This is a genomic window from Sphingomonas sp. SP5, from assembly GCF_058313455.1.
In genome coordinates this window covers 496,973-514,466 of the sequence record NZ_JBZFLF010000002.1, presented here as the reverse complement: position 1 = coordinate 514,466, position 17,494 = coordinate 496,973, and the positions used below count along the sequence as shown (strand labels likewise).

14 protein-coding genes are annotated in these 17,494 nt (G+C 69.2%); 3 read left to right on the top strand and 11 right to left on the bottom strand.

Annotation, left to right across the window (positions count from 1 at the left end; genetic code table 11):
- Nucleotides 1–7: 7 nt before the first annotated feature.
- The 3 genes from AC4GY7_RS06320 to AC4GY7_RS06310 are packed head-to-tail and all read left to right on the top strand — an operon-like array spanning nucleotide 8 to nucleotide 2,372.
- On the top strand, nucleotides 8–568 hold the full coding sequence (locus tag AC4GY7_RS06320; RefSeq protein WP_491112558.1) for a DUF1285 domain-containing protein: 561 nt from the start codon (nucleotides 8–10) through the stop codon (nucleotides 566–568).
- Nucleotides 565–1,167, top strand: coding sequence for a CoA pyrophosphatase (locus AC4GY7_RS06315; RefSeq protein ID WP_491112557.1), 603 nt, complete (start codon nucleotides 565–567; stop codon nucleotides 1,165–1,167). Before AC4GY7_RS06320 ends, AC4GY7_RS06315 begins: the two co-directional genes overlap by 4 nt.
- Nucleotides 1,158–2,372, top strand: coding sequence for a CCA tRNA nucleotidyltransferase (locus AC4GY7_RS06310; protein WP_491112555.1), 1,215 nt, complete (start codon nucleotides 1,158–1,160; stop codon nucleotides 2,370–2,372). Before AC4GY7_RS06315 ends, AC4GY7_RS06310 begins: the two co-directional genes overlap by 10 nt.
- On the opposite strand, the gene AC4GY7_RS06305 is transcribed toward AC4GY7_RS06310, so the two are convergent.
- From AC4GY7_RS06305 to glmU, 11 genes are all read right to left on the bottom strand, one after another.
- Entirely contained in the window at nucleotides 2,288–3,982 is a 1,695-nt protein-coding gene (locus AC4GY7_RS06305; RefSeq protein ID WP_491112554.1) for a putative bifunctional diguanylate cyclase/phosphodiesterase, read from the bottom strand. The two genes, AC4GY7_RS06310 and AC4GY7_RS06305, sit on opposite strands and share 85 nt — an antisense overlap.
- A gap of 85 nt (nucleotides 3,983–4,067) precedes the next feature.
- Nucleotides 4,068–6,320, bottom strand: coding sequence for a DNA topoisomerase IV subunit A (gene parC / locus AC4GY7_RS06300; RefSeq protein ID WP_491112552.1), 2,253 nt, complete (start codon nucleotides 6,318–6,320; stop codon nucleotides 4,068–4,070).
- Nucleotides 6,321–6,332: 12 nt separating this feature from the next.
- On the bottom strand, nucleotides 6,333–7,481 hold the full coding sequence (locus AC4GY7_RS06295; protein WP_491112550.1) for a glycosyltransferase: 1,149 nt from the start codon (nucleotides 7,479–7,481) through the stop codon (nucleotides 6,333–6,335).
- A 74-nt stretch (nucleotides 7,482–7,555) separates the two neighbouring features.
- Nucleotides 7,556–9,442, bottom strand: a complete 1,887-nt coding sequence (locus AC4GY7_RS06290) for a CHASE4 domain-containing protein (RefSeq protein ID WP_491112549.1) — start codon at nucleotides 9,440–9,442, stop codon at nucleotides 7,556–7,558.
- Nucleotides 9,442–11,340: an EAL domain-containing protein gene (locus AC4GY7_RS06285; RefSeq protein ID WP_491112547.1), complete on the bottom strand. Its 1,899-nt coding sequence runs from the start codon at nucleotides 11,338–11,340 to the stop codon at nucleotides 9,442–9,444. The genes AC4GY7_RS06290 and AC4GY7_RS06285 overlap by 1 nt, the downstream gene beginning before the upstream one ends.
- 48 nt (nucleotides 11,341–11,388) lie before the next feature.
- Nucleotides 11,389–12,303, bottom strand: coding sequence for an ROK family protein (locus AC4GY7_RS06280; protein ID WP_491112545.1), 915 nt, complete (start codon nucleotides 12,301–12,303; stop codon nucleotides 11,389–11,391).
- A gap of 45 nt (nucleotides 12,304–12,348) precedes the next feature.
- Nucleotides 12,349–13,524 carry an FAD-dependent oxidoreductase gene (locus AC4GY7_RS06275; protein WP_491112815.1) on the bottom strand — a complete coding sequence of 392 codons (1,176 nt, stop codon included), beginning with the start codon at nucleotides 13,522–13,524 and terminating at the stop codon, nucleotides 12,349–12,351.
- A 14-nt stretch (nucleotides 13,525–13,538) separates the two neighbouring features.
- Nucleotides 13,539–15,362 carry a glutamine--fructose-6-phosphate transaminase (isomerizing) gene (glmS, locus tag AC4GY7_RS06270; RefSeq protein WP_491112544.1) on the bottom strand — a complete coding sequence of 608 codons (1,824 nt, stop codon included), beginning with the start codon at nucleotides 15,360–15,362 and terminating at the stop codon, nucleotides 13,539–13,541.
- Nucleotides 15,363–15,371: 9 nt separating this feature from the next.
- On the bottom strand, nucleotides 15,372–15,746 hold the full coding sequence (locus AC4GY7_RS06265) for a PIN domain-containing protein (protein ID WP_491112543.1): 375 nt from the start codon (nucleotides 15,744–15,746) through the stop codon (nucleotides 15,372–15,374).
- On the bottom strand, nucleotides 15,743–16,066 hold the full coding sequence (locus AC4GY7_RS06260; RefSeq protein WP_491112541.1) for a CopG family transcriptional regulator: 324 nt from the start codon (nucleotides 16,064–16,066) through the stop codon (nucleotides 15,743–15,745). Before AC4GY7_RS06260 ends, AC4GY7_RS06265 begins: the two co-directional genes overlap by 4 nt.
- 25 nt (nucleotides 16,067–16,091) lie before the next feature.
- Nucleotides 16,092–17,444, bottom strand: coding sequence for a bifunctional UDP-N-acetylglucosamine diphosphorylase/glucosamine-1-phosphate N-acetyltransferase GlmU (gene glmU, locus AC4GY7_RS06255; protein WP_491112539.1), 1,353 nt, complete (start codon nucleotides 17,442–17,444; stop codon nucleotides 16,092–16,094).
- Nucleotides 17,445–17,494: the final 50 nt, after the last annotated feature.

The window sequence follows — 17,494 nt, the reverse complement described above, 5'->3', positions numbered from 1 at the left end:
CATGCCGATGGAGGAGCTTCCCGATCTCGCCAGCCTGAGCCTCGCCGAGATCGCCGCGCTCGTCGAACAGCGGCGCCTGCCGCCGGTCGACCAGTGGAACCCGTCGCATTGCGGCGACAGCGAGATGCGGATCGCCCGCGACGGCACCTGGTATCATCAGGGCTCGCCGATCGGCCGGCAGGCGATGGTACGCCTGTTCGCGACCATCCTGCGCCGCGAGGCGGATGGCCGCTACGTCCTCGTCACCCCGGTCGAGAAGCTCGACATCGCGGTGGAGGATGCACCCTTCGTCGCGGTGGAGATGAAGGCGGAAGGCAGCGGACGGGACAGCCGCCTCGCCTTTCGCCTCAACACCGGCGATCTGGTGACCGCAGGGCGCGATCATCCGCTGCGCTTCGCTGCGGGCGATGACGGGCCACGCCCCTATCTGCATGTCCGCGGCGGGCTGGAGGCGCTGGTCGCCCGCCCGGTCTATTACGACCTCGCCGAACGCGCGCTGGCCGACGATGCGGCAGCGCCCGGCATCTGGAGCGATGGCGCCTTCTTCCCGCTGGACGCTGCCGCGTGACGGCAGCACTCGTCGACCGGTTGACCAGAGCGTTGGAACAGGGCCGTGGCGGATCGCCGGTGCTGCTCACCGGCGACCTGCGCGAGCTGGATGTGCGCCCGGAGGCGGACCTGACGCCGGCCGCCGTACTGGTGGCGGTGACCGATCGTCCGCGCCCGGGCGTGATCCTGACGCAGCGGACGGAGACGCTGCGCAAGCATGCCGGGCAGATCGCCTTTCCCGGCGGCCGGCTCGATCCCGGCGAGACGGTGGTGGAGGCAGCGCTGCGCGAAGCGGAGGAGGAGGTCGCCCTGCCCCGCAGCGCGGTGACCCTCGTCGGTGAGGTCGATCGCTATCGCACCGTCACCGGTTTCGCCGTCACCCCCGTGCTGGCCGTCGTACCGCCCGACCTGCCGCTCGTCGCGAGCGAGGCGGAGGTGGCGAGCGTCTTCGAGGTGCCGCTCGATTTCCTGCTCGATCCCGCCAATCAGGTGGAGGCGAGCGCCGAATGGCAGGGGCGCACCCGCCATTTTCATGAGATCCTGTGGGATGGCCGCCGCATCTGGGGCGCGACGGCAGCGATGATCGTCAACTTGTCGCGGCGGCTGGCATGGGCATGACGCTGCCGCTCGAGCGGATCGTCGCGCGGGACGGGTTCACCGCGCTGATCGACGCGCTCGGCGGCGCGGCCACGACGCGCCTGGTTGGCGGCGTCGTCCGCGACACTTGGCTCGGCCTCGATCCCGCCGATGTCGATCTCGCCACCCGCCTGCTGCCGGAGGCGGTGCTGGCCGCCCTGCAGGCCGCCGGCATCCGCGCCGTGCCGACGGGGCTCGCGCACGGCACGATCACCGCGGTGCTGCCATCGGGTCCGATCGAGGTGACGACGCTGCGCCGCGACGTGTCGACCGACGGGCGCCACGCCATCGTCGCCTTCACCGATGCCTGGGCGGAGGATGCCGCCCGGCGCGATTTCACGATGAACGCGCTCTATGCCGATCCGGCAAGCGGTGCGCTGTTCGACTATTTCGGTGGCCTCGCCGATCTGGAGGCGGGGCGCGTCCGCTTCATCGGCGATCCCTATCGCCGCATCGCGGAGGATCACCTGCGCATCCTGCGCTTCTTCCGCTTCCATGCCCGCTTCGGCGATGCGGTGGATGCGGACGGGCTGGCGGCCTGCGCCGCGCGGGCCAACGACCTGATGGCGCTGTCCCGCGAACGGATCGCCGCCGAACTGCTGAAACTGCTGGTCGCCCGCGCAGCGGTGCCGGTGACGGCGCTGATGATCGAACACGGCATCCTGCGTGCGGTGCTGCCCGAAATCACCGACGCCACTGCCCTCGCCGCCTTGGCTGCACGCGAGGACGCCACCGGCATCGCGCCCGATGCGATCCGCCGCCTCGCCAGCCTGATCCCCGCGGATACGGCCGAGGCCGTCGGCGCGCGGCTCAAACTGTCCAACGCCGATCGCAAGCGTCTGGTCGCCGCCAGCCAAGGGGCGGGCGATGAAGGCCCACGCGCCCTCGCCTATCGTGTCGGCACGGCCGGCGCGGTGGACAGATTGCTGCTCGCCGGGGAAGCGGTGGATGACGTGGTCGGCTGGACGCCGCCGGCGCTACCGATCACCGGTGGCGCATTGGTCGAGCGCGGCCTGCGCAAGGGGCCCGAGGTCGCGCGCGTGCTGCGCCGGGTCGAGGCAGCGTGGATCGCCGAAGGCTTCCCCGGCGAACCCCGTGTCGCTCAGCTGGCCGACGAAGCGGTCGCCGCCGCCCTGACCCCGGCGATCAGCGACAGTGCGTCGGCCGCCTCCAGGGGCTTGGCGTAGAGATAGCCCTGGCCATAGGTGCAGCCGAGCGCCGCCAGCGTCTGCGCCAGTTCGTTGCTCTCGACCCCTTCCGCCGTCGTCCGCATGCCCAGCGCCTGTGCCAGACTGAGCACCGCGCGCACGATCGCGATCTTGTCGCGGTCGGCGAGCATGCCGGTGACGAAACTGCGGTCGATCTTCAGGATGTCGATCGGCAGCTTCTGGAGATAGGCCAGGTTCGAATAGCCGGTACCGAAATCGTCCATCGCCAGGCTGGTGCCGAGCGCCTTCAGCGCGTGCATGATGCCGGCGATGCGGTCGGGATCGCTGACGATCGCGCTTTCGGTGAGCTCCAGGTTGAAGCGATCACCGGCAAGATCGTGGCGGATCAGCGCCGCCTCGACGACGGGCGCGATATCGTCGCGCTGCATCTGGATCGCCGACAGGTTGACCGCGAGCCGCATGCCGCAATGGCCGCCGCTCTCTTCGTCCCACCAGCGCAAGGTCCGCGCCGCCTCCTCGATCGCCCAGCGGCCGAGCGGCACGATCAACCCCGATTCCTCGGCCACGGGGATGAAGGCGCCCGGTTCGTGTTCGACGCCGCGGTCGTCGCGCCAGCGGGCGAGCGCCTCGAACGACACGATCGAGCCGCTGGCCAGATCGCAGATCGGCTGGAAGGCGAGGCGCAGTTGCCGCTCCTCGATCGCGCGACGCAGCGCGGTTTCCATCGCGAACTGCTCGCGCGCCAGCGTAAAGGCCTGGGTCTGGTAGCTTTCGACCTGCCGCCCGGTCTTCGCGCGCTTGACGGCGAACTGGGCGTTGCGGATCAGTTCCTCGACGTCCTCGATGGCGTCGTCGCCATGCGCGATGCCGATCGAACATTCGACGCCGATCTCGTAATCGCTGAGTCGGAACGGCGCAGCCAGCGCACGCTGGATCCGTTCGGCGAGCCGTCCCGCCTCGTCCGGATCGTCGTCCACCGCCATCAGGATGCCGAATTCGTCGCCGCCGATGCGGGCCAGCGCGTCGCGCGCGCGCAGCACACCCTTGATCCGGCGCGCGACCGTGATGAGCAATTCGTCGCCGGCGAGGCCGCCGAGGCACGCGTTGAGCCGCCCGAACCGGTCGAGGTCGATGACCAGCACGGCATGGCAGCTGCGCTCTGCCTGCACCGCCTCGATCATGTCGCTGAAGCCTTCGCGATTCGGCAGGCCGGTCAGGCTGTCGGTCGTCATCTCACGGCGTAGCGAGCGTTCGGTATGGACCTGTGCGGTGAGATCGATGAAGGCGATCTGGCAGCGGTCGCGCAGCGCCGGGCTCGGCCGGGCGATCGTGACCCGATAATAGCGCGAATCGATCACCTGGCCGATCGACCAGTCGAAATCGGTGCGGATATCGGTGGATCGCAGAAACGCATCGATGCGGCTGCTGAGCAGCGCCAGCATCGGCGATCGGTCGGCGATGACGCCCAGCCCCGCCAGCCGGTACGCGCGATTGACCGCCAGGAACATGAACCCGTCGCCCGCCCGCGCGACCTGCACCGTCGGAATCGGGATGAGTTCCAGATCCCGCTCAAGCAGGTCGAGCTCGGCGGCGGGTGGTCGACCCAGATCTGGCGAGGCGCTGGCCATGCCGTCTGTCTAGGTGCCGAACGTTAAGAGGCACTGAAAATTGTAAAATTTACGTCCGGGCCCGACTAAAACCTTGCGGGGGCCTTTACTGGCCGAACCGGTTGTCCCGCGGAAAGCCGGTCGGCGGCGTGCGCCCGGCGGCCCCTCGCGCCGTCCGCCAGAGCGACAGGTCGCTTTCCGTCCGCGTCCGGCCGGTGTCGCCGCCCATCGGCCAGCTCATCCCCTCGGCGAAGACGAAGGTGGTGGCATCCGACAGGCTGCCCTCGCGGAACCGCTGGATTTGCACCCCCTGCCCCCGCGTCATCACCGGCAGTTCGGCGATCGGGAAGACCAGGAACTTGCGATTGTCGCCGATCGCCGCGACGTAATCGGCGTTCGGCGCAACGGGACGCACGACGAGCAGCTTCTGGCCGACCCGCGGCGTCATCACCGTCTTGCCCTTGCGCGTCTCGGCGATCACGTCCGCCACCGGCACGCGAAAGCCGCGGCCGTCCGTCGCCGCGATCAGCAATTGCTCCTGCGCGCGGGCGTTGAGGAAGCTCGCGACGCCGACCGACCCGTCGAGATCGATCATCGCGCGCACCGGCTCGCCGAAGCCGCGCCCGCCCGGCAATTTGTCGGCCGCCAGCGTATAGAACCGGCCGTTCTCCGCCGCGAGCAGCAGCTTGTCGGTGGTCTGCGCGTGAAAGGCGAAGGCGGGGCCGTCGCCTTCCTTGAACTTGAGGGTGTCGGCGGACGCGAGATCGCCGTGCCCCTTCATCGCGCGGATCCAGCCGCGCTGCGACAGGATGACGGTGATCGGCTCGCGCTCGATCATCGCCTCCAGCGGGATGTCGCGGGTCGGCGCCGCCTCCTCGATCCCGGTACGGCGTGCGCCCAGCGCCGTCTCCGGGCCATAGCGGTCGCGCACCTTCTTGAGGTCGCGCTTCATCCGCCGCTTCTGCTTGGCCGGGTCGGCGAGCAGCGCCTCCAGGTCGGCGCGTTCCTTGTCGAGCTTGTCGCGCTCGCCGCGGATCTCGAACTCCTCCAGCCGCCGCAGCGAACGCAGCCGCATGTTGAGGATCGCCTCCGCCTGCCGGTCGGTCAGGCTGAACTCGGCCATCATCACCTGCTTGGGCTCATCCTCGGTGCGGATGATCTCGATGACGCGATCGAGGTTGAGGTATGCGACCAGATAGCCGTCGAGCAGCTCGATCCGGTCGGCGATCTTGCCGAGCCGATGCCGGGTCCGACGGTCGAGCACGACGAACTGATGCTCGACCCAGGCCTTGAGCGCACCGCCCAAGGACATCACGCGCGGGGTACGATCCTTGTCGAGCACGTTGAGGTTCAGGCTGATTCGCGTTTCCAGGTCGGAAAAGCGGAAAAGTCCGTCCATCAGCACCTGCGCATCGACGGTGCGGCTGCGCGGTTCGAGGACGATGCGCACCTCGGCATCCGATTCGTCGCGCACGTCGGCGAGGATGGGGAATTTGCGATCGTTGATGAGGCCGGCGATCTGTTCGATCAGCTTGCCCTTCTGCACGCCATAGGGGATTTCGCTGACCACCGCCTGCCAGCCGCCACCCTTTTCGCGCTCCACCGTCCAGCGCGCGCGGACCCGGAAGCTGCCGCGCCCGGTGGCATAGCTTTCGGCGATCACCGCCGCCGGATCGACAACAAGGCCGCCGGTCGGGAAATCCGGCCCCTTCACATGATCGAGCACCGCCGCGTCGGGCGCGTCGGGCTTGTCGACCAGCATCATCGCCGCATCGAGCAGTTCGGCGGCATTGTGCGGCGGGATGCTCGTCGCCATGCCGACCGCGATGCCGCTGGCGCCGTTGGCGAGCAGGTTTGGGAACAGGCCGGGGAACAGTTCCGGCTCCTGCTCCTCGCCGTTGTAGGTCGGGCGGTAGGCGACGGCATCCTCGTCCAGCCCGTCCATCAGGTCGATCGCGACCTGCGTCAGCCGCGCCTCGGTATAGCGGTAGGCGGCGGCGTTATCGCCGTCGATGTTGCCGAAATTGCCCTGGCCGTCGACCAGCGGATAACGCAGCGCGAAATCCTGCGCGAGGCGGACCATGGCGTCGTACACGGACTGGTCGCCGTGGGGATGGTATTTGCCGATCACGTCGCCGACGACGCGCGCGCATTTCTTGTAGCCCTGCGTCGGGTCGAGGCGCAGCAGCCGCATCGCCCACAGCAGCCGGCGATGCACCGGCTTCAGCCCGTCGCGAACGTCCGGCAGCGAGCGCGCCGTGATCGTCGACAGCGCATAGACGAGGTAGCGGTCTGACAGCGCGGTATCGAAGGGGGCGTCGAGCACGCCGATCGGCGGCTCCTGGAAGTCGGTGACCATATCGGGAACACGTTAAGCCGGACGGCCGGAAACGGCAACGCCCTCCACCGCGGCGGCGAGCAGGGCGCGATGCCGCCGCCCCGTCTCGCGCCAATCGTAACGCATGGCATAGCGCCGCGTCGCCGCCCGATCGGGCAGGTTCGCCAGCAAGGCGCCGAGCGCGTCGCGGATCGCCACCACCGACCGATCGGCGCTGAGCACCCCCGCCTCGGGCACCCGCACCACCTCCGGCGATCCCCATACCGGCGTCGCCACCAGCGGCGTGCCGCAGGCGAGCGCTTCGAGCAGCACGTTGGCGATTCCCTCGCGATCCGCCGCATTCACCGCCACGTCCGCCGCGCCGTACAGCGCGGGCAGCCGCTGCTGGTCGACATGCCCCAGGAACCGCACGCGCTCCGCGATGCCGAGCGTCGTCGCCAGTGCCCGCAACGCCGCCTCGCGAGGGCCATCGCCGGCGATTATCAGGGTGACGCCGGGCAGCGCGGCGATGGCGCGGATCGCGAAATCATGCCCCTTGCGGTCGATCAGGTGACCGACCGACACGATCGTCGGGCCCCGTAACCCGAGATCGCGCCGCAGGCGCTCGCGATCGGCGGGCGGGCTGAACAGGTCGAGGTCGACGCCATGTTCGACGACGCTCACCCGCTCCGCGCCAGCCCCGATCAGCAACAGCTCGTCGCGCAGCGCGCCGCACACCGTCGTCACCGCCGCCGCCCGTCCGATCGCGTCGAGGATCATGCGCCGCGGCAGGCGGTGGCGCGGGATCAGGCTGACATCGGTCCCGAGCGCAGTCATCACGTACGGGCGATCGAGGGCGCGGGCGAGCAGCCCGGCGGCCACCCCGTCGGGGTAGAAATAATAGCTGTCGATCACGTCGAAATCGAATGTCCGGCGCAAAGCGGCCAGGTGCGGATACAGCGCCGCCGCCATCAGCCACGGCGCGGCGGTCATGCCGACCTTCGGCGGCAGCGGATAACGCGGATGGTGGATTTCGATCCCGCGCCGCACCGCCGTACCCGGCACGCGGGCGAAATCGGCATAGCGACCGAAGACACGTCGCGGGCTGGGAAACCACGGCACCGGCGCCACCACGCGGATCGCATCGCCCGCCACCGCGGCGAGATGCGCGATGCGCGATGCGATGTTCGATGAAGATGCCATGCCGCGGCTGCACGGCGTTGGGGTACAGGCTGGACAGCACCAGGATCTTCATCGGCAACGACCCGCGACGTGGTTCACGCCGCGTGCGGCAGGCGCGCCACGTCGGCGGCCCGCAGCGTCAGGATCGCTACTGCGCCGCGGCCGCGCCCTTCGCTTTCCAGGCGCAGGCTGCCCTCCATCGCGTTCATCGAATTGGCGCACCAGTGCAGGCCGAGGCCGCCCGACTTGTGCTCGCGCGTCGAGAAGCCGCGCTGGAACAGCGTCGCGCCGGTCGCCGCATCGAACCCCTCGCCATCGTCGCGGATGTGGACGCAGACCGAATCGCCGTTGCGATACATGGTGACGCCGATCGAGCCGCTGTCGCGCCCGCCCGCCGCGATCGCCTCGGCAGCATTGCCCAGCAAATTACCGATCACCTGACTGAGGATGACGCGGTTGGCCAGCGCATGATGCGGCTCGGCGGGAAAGCTGAAGGCGATCGATGCGGTATCCGAATAGCGCGCGATGGCGGCATTGCGGGCAACGATCTCGCTGAGGTCGCATGGCTCCAGCGTGGGGCGTTCATGGGCACGCTTCTGCTGTTCGCCGATGATCTCCAGCACATGCGCCATCGCCTCGCGGCCGACCTGCAATTCGCCGCGCATCGTCTCGCGTCCCGCCACTTCGGCGGCCAGTGCGGCGGTGACGAAGGCGGACAGCTTGGCCCGGCGCCCGGCGGGCAGCTCGTCCAGCGCCAGCTCGGCAAGCGCCCGGTCCACGGTCGCCCGGTCGATCGGCGGCGGCTGGGCGATGCCATGGCTCAGGATCGTGCTGATCGGGTTGAGCGCGTTGCGCACGTTGTGCATCACCGCGACCGCGCTTTCGGTGCGCCCCAGCGCGAAACTCTGCACCTCGATCTGTTCGCGCAGGTCCTTCAGCTGCGACAGCATGGCATTGAGGCTGTGGCCGAGCGAGCCGAACTCGTCGCGCCGCCCGTCATCCTCCAGCAGCGCCATCGAACCCGACGCGCGGACCCGCTGCATGTGCCGCTCGACGCGCTGCAACGGCCGCAGCACCAGTCGCGAGATCGTCCGGCGCAGCACGACCAGCACGATCAGCAGCAGCAGCGTCGACCCCGCCACCGCCAGCAACAGCATGCGCCGGCCGAGCAGCGACACGTCGCGCACGATATGGAACCGGGCGGCGGCGACCGCCCGGCCGTTGGCACCCGGAATCGGCACGGCGATGCCGATCGTGGTACGACCGGGGGCGACGCGCTCGCGATCGCCGGTGACGTTGAGGTCGATCCGCGCATCGAGCTGCAACAGGTCCGACAGCTGGCGGGAGGTGATCTGCCGCGCCATCAGCACATAGCCGCGCGACGCGCCCGTCCCGTCGGAGCGGCGCACCTGCGCCACGCCCACCGCCGCGACGACCGGCCCGAGGCGCGCATAGAAATGCCCCGAATTGCTGCGGCCGACGATCCGGCGAAGGTCGGTATGCGTCGCGACGCGCACCATCGCCGCGCGCAGGTCCGGCCGCTCCCGCCCCGTCGCGGGGTCCAGCCAGCGCGCGATCTGGATTTGTCCATCGGGGCGGACATAGGCCATGCCCTGCACGCCGAGGTTGGTCATCGCCAGCGGCGAAAAGCTGTCGCGCTCGAACGCGGCGGACGGCGCCGCCATGTAGTCGTAGCTCTGCGTCCAGTCGCCATAGTCGCGCACCGCATTTTCGACCTTGGCGGCATATTCGCTCAAGGCGGCGCGGGTGCGCTCGACGTGGCCGCCGATCGCCTTGCTCTCCAGCGCGTGGAAACTGGGGGTGATGACGCTCGCGAGCAGCAGCGTGATGCCGAGCGCACCGGCGGCGCCGACCGCGGTCAGGATCAGCACCAGCTTGGCGCCGAGCGATGCCGGGCCCTTTGCCCTGCTGCGGGCCGCGAGCCCCTTCACCGCGCCGCGCCCCTGCCAGGGGCGCCGCATCAGCCGTGCGTCCCGGTGCCCGCCGCGTCCTCGGGGTCCTCACCGAAGAAGCGCTGCTGCGCGATCTCCAGCGCGAGGTCCGATGACACGGGGCGCGAGAAGAAATAGCCTTGCAGGTGGCTGGCACCGGCCAGCCGCAGCGCCTGGACCTGCGCCTCCGTCTCGACGCCCTCGGCGATCACCTCCAGCCCCAGCGCCCGGCCGAGGTGGATGATCGAATGGACGATGGCGGCGCTCTCGCGCTCGCGGCCCATGCCGTCGATGAAGCTACGGTCGATCTTCAGGCTGTCGAGCGCGAACTTGCGGATGTTGTAGAGGCTGGAATAGCCGGTGCCGAAATCGTCCAGCGCGATGCGGAAGCCCATCTGCCGCAGCTTGTAGAGCGTCTCGGCGGCGCGTTCCGCATCGTCGAAGATCGCCGTTTCGGTGATCTCGATCTGCACGCGCCCCGGCTCCACGCCGGCGCGCTGCACGCTTTCCATGATGTGGCCGACGAAATTGTGGCGGCGGAACTGGCGGGGCGAGAAGTTCACCGACACATATTGGCCGGGGAATTGCTGCACCGTCTTCAGCGCCTCGTCGAGGATCCAGTCGCCCAGCTCGTGGATGACGTTCGATTCCTCGGCGATCGGAATGAAGGTCGCCGGGCTGATCGGCCCGTATTCCTCGGTGTTCCAGCGCACCAGCGCCTCGAAGCCGATCACCTCCAGCGCATCGCGGCTGATGATCGGCTGGTAGACGAGGCTGAGCTCGCCGCGCGCCACGGACTGCGCGAGACCCTGCTCGATGCGTCGGCGGAAGCGGATGCCTTCGTCCATGCTCTCGTCGAACAGGCGGGTGACGCCGCGCCCGGCACGCTTGGCATCGTTGAGCGCCAGGTCGGCACGGCGCAGCGCGTCGATGGGGTCGCACACGCCGGCGCCCTCCACCACGACGAGGCCGGCGGACGCGCCACTCTGCACCGAATTGCCGAAGACCTGATGCGTACCGGTGCAAGCCGCGACGATCCGGTCGCAGGCCATCACCGCCGCATCCTCGCCCGGCGCATCGAACAGGACGCCGAATTCGTCGCCGCCGAGCCGCGCCACCACCGCCCCTTCGGGAGCATGGGTGTGCAGAATGGCGCAAACCTCGCGGATCAGCGCATCACCGGCGAGATGGCCGAGCGTGTCGTTGACGATCTTGAACCGGTCGAGGTCGAACATCGCGGTGGCGAACAGCCCCGGCCGCTTCGCCCGCTCGCCCAGCGCACGCAGGAAGGCGAGGCGATTGGGGGCATCGGTCAGCGAATCGTGCGTCGCCATGTGGATCGCCCGGCTCTCGTTGGCGGCGAGTTCGGCGCCCTGCTCCTCGAGCTGGACGATCTGCGCGGCCAGCTGCGCGCGCGCGGCGGCCAGTTCGCGGTCGACCTCCCACCGGCGCGACAGTGCCGTTGCCGTCTGCACGATCTCGGCGACCTCGAACGGCTTGGCGATATAGAAGATCTTGTCGGCCGGGCCGGCGACCTTGCTGATCTCGATCGGCGAGAAATCGGAAAAGCCGGTGACGATGACCAGGTTGATCTCGGGGTCCAGCGCCCGGATGCGCCGCGCCGTCTCGCGTCCGTCGATCCCCGGCGGCATGCGCACGTCGATGAAGGCGACCGCATAGGGCGTGCCGGCCGCCAGCGCCGCCTCGACGGCGGCGACCGCGTCGAGCCCCTGGTGGCAATGCGTCAGGTCGAACGGATCGGCCTCATCCGCAGCGTCGGGCGCTTCCTCGCCGAACAGCTCGGCCGCCATCGCTCCCAGGGCATCCTCGTCCGCGCCGCGCTGGCTGGCGAAGCTGCGGGCGTAGCTGTCGTGCATCGCCGGTTCGTCGTCGACGATCAGCAGGCGCTTGGGGGCGGCAACGGTCATGGGTGCGAACTTCCCTCACATGGTTGACGAGGGCGTAAGCGAACACGGTTAAAGCGTCGTAAACGACTTCAGCTGCCCCTCCAGCGCCTGGGCTCCCAGCACGATCGCGCCAAGGGGGCCGGCATTGCCGCCGAGGGCGGGCGGCACGACGAAGCCAGGCTCGGCGATATCGGGCAGCGCGATATAGCCGGCGAGGCTCTTGACCATCGCGGCGCGGACACGCGGGAACAGATGGTCGTTGCCGACCATCACGCCGCCGCCCATCACGATCCGCCGCGGCACCCCGGTCAGCACCAGCGTGTGGCAGAGCTGGCCGAGCACGTGCGCGACCGGGTCCCACACCGGATCGTCGGCGGCGATCTCCTCGCCCTTCTTGCCCGCCCGCGCACCGATGGCGGGGCCTGCGGCCAGCCCCTCCAGGCAGCCGCCGTGAAACGGGCAGATGCCCATCCAATCGTCACCCGGCAGACGATCGGGACGGATATGGCCGAATTCGCTGTGCGTCAGCCCGTCGACCGGCTTGCCGCCGGCGATCAGGCCGACGCCGATGCCGGTGCCGACCGTCGCATAGGCGATGTCGCGCAGGCCCCTGGCCGCTCCCCAGCGCGCCTCCGCCAGCGCCGCGCCGACGACGTCGGTGTGAAAACCGGTCGGGACGCCGTAGCGCGCGCCGAGCCGGCCGGCGACGTCGGTGCCCGCCCAATGCGGCTTGGGGGTGGAGGTGATGTGGCCGTAATCGGCGGAATCCCGGTCGATCGAGATCGGGCCGAAGCTCGCGATGCCGAGCGCGTCGAACGTGCCCCAGCCGTCCAGCACCCGCTCGATCCCCACCAGCGCCTCGTCGGGGCGGGTCGTCGGCAACTGGACGCGATCCTCGATCGCGTCCGGCCCGCGGGCGAGAAGGCAGATGATCTTGGTCCCGCCCAATTCGATGCCGGCTACCAACGGGGGGACGCTTACCACGATCGCTTTCTCCTTCGGGGCATCCGATTAGACGAGTCCGGACGGTTAGGCGAGAGCAAGCGGGCGGAGCGGCGAGCCGATCAGCCCGCTCACCATGGCCGCCTGGATCCGGTTTGCAGGCCACGTTCCCGACAGCGGCCCCACCAGCCTGTCGCGCACGAACGGCAGCGTCCGGCTGTCCGACTGGTAGACCGGCGTGAACAGCGCGGTCAGCGCCTGATAGAGCCGGACGTGCCGGCGCCGCAGGGCCACCGCCGCCGCCAGCCCGGCAGCGACGCCGTCGGCCTCCCGCAGGCCCTTGGCGAGCGCATAGGCATCGAGCAGCGCCATGTTGGCGCCCTGTCCCAGCTGCGGGCTGGCGGAATGCCAGGCATCGCCGATGTGGATCATCGCCGCGCCGGCCGGTCGCGCGAGCGTGCGATGGGCATAGCGGGCGAAGGTGAGACGGTCGGGATCGACGATCTGTTCGAGCAGCGGCGCGGTCGCCGGCCAGAGCGCGTGCACTTCGTCGCGCCATGCGGCGAGGCCCGCCTGTCGCCAGGCCGCCACCCGGTCGGCCCGGATCGACCAGAAGAAGGCGACCTGATCGGCCGCCGCCCCCGGCGGGCGCCCGATCGGCAGCACACCCGCCATCATGCTCGCCCGGCGGTAGCGCTGTTCGAGCGCATCGCCGGCAAAGCCGGCTACCGCATCGAGGTTCGCCCACAGGGCACCATAATGCAGCGCACGGCCACAGGGTGGCGCCAGCGGGGTTCGCGTGCCCAGCGCATCGACGATCAGGTCGAACGGCGCCGATCGCGTGCCGTCGGCGAAGACGAGACGGCGCCCTCCCGCGGCGACCGGCTCGCTGCCCGCGATCGTCCGCCCGGTTTCCACCGGAATGCCTGCCGCCGTCACCGCATCGTGCAGGACCGAAAAGAGCGTCGCACGATGGACGCCGAACCCGCATAGGCCGGCCTGCCCGAGCGTCGCATAGGCGACGTCGAGCACCGTCCGGCCGCCCGCCTGGCCGGACAGCCGGTTGATCCGGGCGCTGCGCGCGATCAATGCGCCATCCAGTCCCAGCGACCGCAACACGGCAAGGCCGGTCGGCTGGATCATCAGTCCCGACCCGATCGGTGCCGGCGCTGCGAAACGCTCGACGATGGTGACGCGATGTCCGTCGCGCGCCAGCAGCAACGCCGCCGCGAGCCCCGCCGGTCCGCAGCCGGCGACCGCGATGGCGTGGCGCGCGGCTATTCGACCGTCACCGATTTTGCGAGATTCCGCGGCTGATCCACATCGGTGCCCTTCGCCACCGCGACATGGTATGCCAGAAGCTGCACCGGCACCGCATAGACCAAAGGCGCGATCAGCGGATGGACCTTGGGCATGGTGATCGTAGCGATGCACCCCTCGCCCGCTGCCCGGATGCCGTCATAGTCGCTGATCAGCACCACCCTGCCGCCGCGCGCCTGCACCTCCTGCATGTTGCTGACGGTCTTGTCGAACAGCGGGCCCGACGGCGCGATCACGATCACCGGCACGTTTTCGTCGATCAGCGCGATGGGACCGTGCTTCATCTCGCCCGCAGCATAACCTTCGGCGTGGATGTAGCTGATCTCCTTGAGCTTCAGCGCGCCTTCCAACGCCAGCGGATAGTCGGTGCCGCGGCCCAGATAGAGGACGTCGCGTGCCCCCGCGACCGCGCCCGCCATCTCGGCGATCGCCTCGTCATAGGCGAGCGCGCCATTGAGCGCGGCGGGTGCCTCGGCGAGGTGACGCACGATCTCGCGCTCCTCGCCGTCCTTCAGCTTGCCCTTGGCACGGGCAAGGTTGGCGGCGAGCGCGGCGAGCACCGCAAGCTGGCAGGTGAAGGCCTTGGTCGAGGCGACGCCGATCTCCGGCCCGGCATGCGTCGGCAGCAGCAGGTCTGCCTCGCGTGCCATGCTGCTGGTCGGCACGTTGACCACAGCGGCGATCGTCTGCCCTTCCGACTTGGCGTGACGCAGCGCGGCGAGCGTATCGGCGGTCTCGCCCGACTGGCTGATGACGATCATCAGCCCGCCTGGCTCCATCACCGGCGCGCGATACCGGAATTCGGATGCGACATCGAGGTCGACCGGCACCCGCGCGAACTGCTCGAACCAGTATTTGGCGACCATGCCGGCGTAGAAGCTGGTGCCGCAGGCGACGATGGTGACGCGTTTGATCCCCGCCAAGTCGAAATCGGGGATCGGCAACGTCACCCGATCCTCCATCCGCTGCAGGTACGAACGCAGCGTCTGCGCGACGACGATCGGCTGCTCGTAGATCTCCTTCAGCATGTAGTGGCGATGATTGCCCTTGCTGATGAGCTCACCGGTGACGCCGGATATCGTGACCGGCCGTTCGACCGGATGGTTGTCGCGGTCGTAGACCTCGGCGCCATCGCGGGTGCAGACAACCCAGTCGCCCTCCTCCAGATAGGCGATGCGCTGGGTGAGCGGCGCCAGCGCCAGCGCGTCCGAGCCGAGGTAGGTTTCGCCATCGCCGTGGCCGACGACCAGCGGCGATCCCAACCGCGCGCCGATCAGCAGCTCGGGATGCTTGCGGAACAGGATGGCGAGCGCGAACGCCCCGTGCAGGCGCGGCAGCACCTCGCGCACCGCTGCGGCCGGCTCGATCCCCGCCTCGACCTTTTCGCTGATGAGATGGGCGACCACCTCCGTATCCGTCTCGCTGGTGAAGACGCGGCCGCGGGCGATCAGTTCGTCGCGCAGCGGCTTGAAATTCTCGATGATGCCGTTGTGCACCACCGCAACCTCCTCCGTCGCATGCGGATGGGCGTTGTTGGTAGTCGGTCCGCCATGCGTCGCCCAGCGCGTATGCGCGATGCCGGTGGTGCCGGGCAGCGGATGCGCGGCGAGTTCCTTGGCCAGATTGACGAGCTTGCCCGAAGCGCGCCGCCGCTCGATCGCGCCATCATGATCGGTGGCGATGCCCGCCGAATCGTAGCCGCGATACTCCAGCCGCTTCAAGCCATCGAGCAGGCGATCGGCGACATCTTCCGCACCGACGATTCCAACGATTCCACACATAGACTGGCCTTAGGAATGAAGAGTGTAGGGAACACGGATGCCGGGCATGTCGCTCGGGAAATCTCGTGTATTGCGGGTGACGAGGATGCGGTTGCCGAGCAGCGCGGACGCATGGATCACGGCATCCGGCAACTTCAGCTTGGGCCGTTCGAACCGCAGGGCAGCGGCCCGCCGCGCGATCGGTATGGTTATTTCTTCGATCAGGAAATCCTCGAAGAAGAGCGCCATAGTGGCTTCCTCCTCCGAACGCACCTTCGACATAACCTCGATCCAGGTGACGCGGCTGATCCAACGCCGTTCCGTCCGGATCAACTCCAAACGCGCCCGTCGATCGCCATTCAGCGAATCGATCAGGATATTGCTGTCGAACGATGCCTCGTTCACTTACGCGTCCGCCAATATTCGCGTTCGCGATCGTCCTCCGCATCGAACAGGTCGGGGAACTCGGCCCGGACGGCGTCGTAATCGTCGTCCCAAGGGCGCGTCCATTCCGCCCGCATGCGCCGCTGCCATGCCACCGAGTCGCCGATGTCGTCCCGATCGCGCCACAGGCCGAATGCCTGCTCTATGCCGTCACTGGTGCTCGCCCTACGATACTTTGCCACCGCATCGCGCACCACCGCAGCACGAGACTTGCCCTCGATGACGGCGCGATTGTCCAGCCACCGCATGTCCTCTTCAGGAATGTCGATCAGCGTGCGCATGCGGTAACGATATCACACAGCGATATCACTTGCCAGCCTTGCGCGCTGCCATCTGCTGGCGGAAGCGCGCAGCCCAGCCGGGCTTGGCGACCTGTGCGGGCCGCACCAGTGCGAGCGCGTCGGCGGGGACGTCCTGCGTCACCACCGATCCCGCCGCGACGATCGCGCCCGCCCCGATCGCCACCGGCGCGACCAGCGCGGAGTTCGAGCCGACGAAGGCGCCCGCCCCGATCGTCGTCCTGTATTTGAAGAAGCCGTCGTAATTGCAGGTGATCGTGCCCGCGCCGATGTTCGCCTTCTCGCCCACTTCGGCATCGCCGATGTAGGACAGGTGGTTCACCTTCGCCCCCGCGCCGACGCTCGCCTTTTTGACCTCGACGAAGTTGCCGACCTTGGCGCCCTGGCCGAGCGCCGCGCCCGGCCGCAGCCGGGCATAGGGGCCGACCTCCGCCCCCGCACCGATCGTCGCACCCTCGATATGGCTGAAGGCGTGGATCACCGCGCCGTCCGCGATCGCAACGCCGGGGCCGAACACCACATTGGGTGCAATGGTCACATCCCGCCCGACGAAGGTATCGTGGCTGAACCACACCGTGTCGGGGGCGATCAGCGTCGCCCCGTCGGCCATCGCCGCCAGCCGCCGCGCCGCCTGCCAGCCGGCCTCCACCGCCGCCAGTTCGCCGCGGCTGTTGATCCCGGCAACCTCGTCCTCGCCCGTCTCGATCGCCACCGCGCGGCCGCCCTCGGCGATGGCGAGCGTCACCACGTCGGGCAGATAATATTCGCCGGCCGCATTGTCGTTGCCCACCGCCTCCAGCAGCCGCCACAGGTCGCGGGTGCGCACCGCGGTGACGCCCGAATTGCACAGGTCGACGGCACGCTCCTCGGCGCTCGCATCCTTGAACTCGACCATCTTGGCGATGGTGCCGTCGGCGGACGCGATGATTCGGCCATAGGCACGCGCGTCGGCGGGGCGGAAACCGAGCACCGCGACGGTCGGCGCATCCGGCGCCTCCAGCCGGGCTGCGAGCCGCGCGACGGTGTCGGTCGCCAGCAACGGCGTATCACCGAAGCAGACGATGGCGACGCCGTCGAAATCGGCGAGGCTCGCCTTCGCCTGCAAGGCCGCATGCGCGGTGCCGAGCTGTTCGCGCTGCCACGCGATCTCGACGCCGGTCGCGGCGACCGCCGTCTCCACCTGTTCGCCCGAGGCGCCGACCACCACCACGCGGCGCGTGGCGCCCGCGCGGTTGAGGCTGTCGATCAGGTGGAGCAGCATCGGCCGCCCCGCGATCGGGTGCAGCACCTTGTGCAGGTCGGATTTCATCCGCGTGCCTTTGCCCGCGGCAAGGATGATGACGGCGATCGGCGTGGTCATGGCGGCACCGCCTGCCACGGAAGGCTTGCCATTTCCATAGCGAGCCGTCA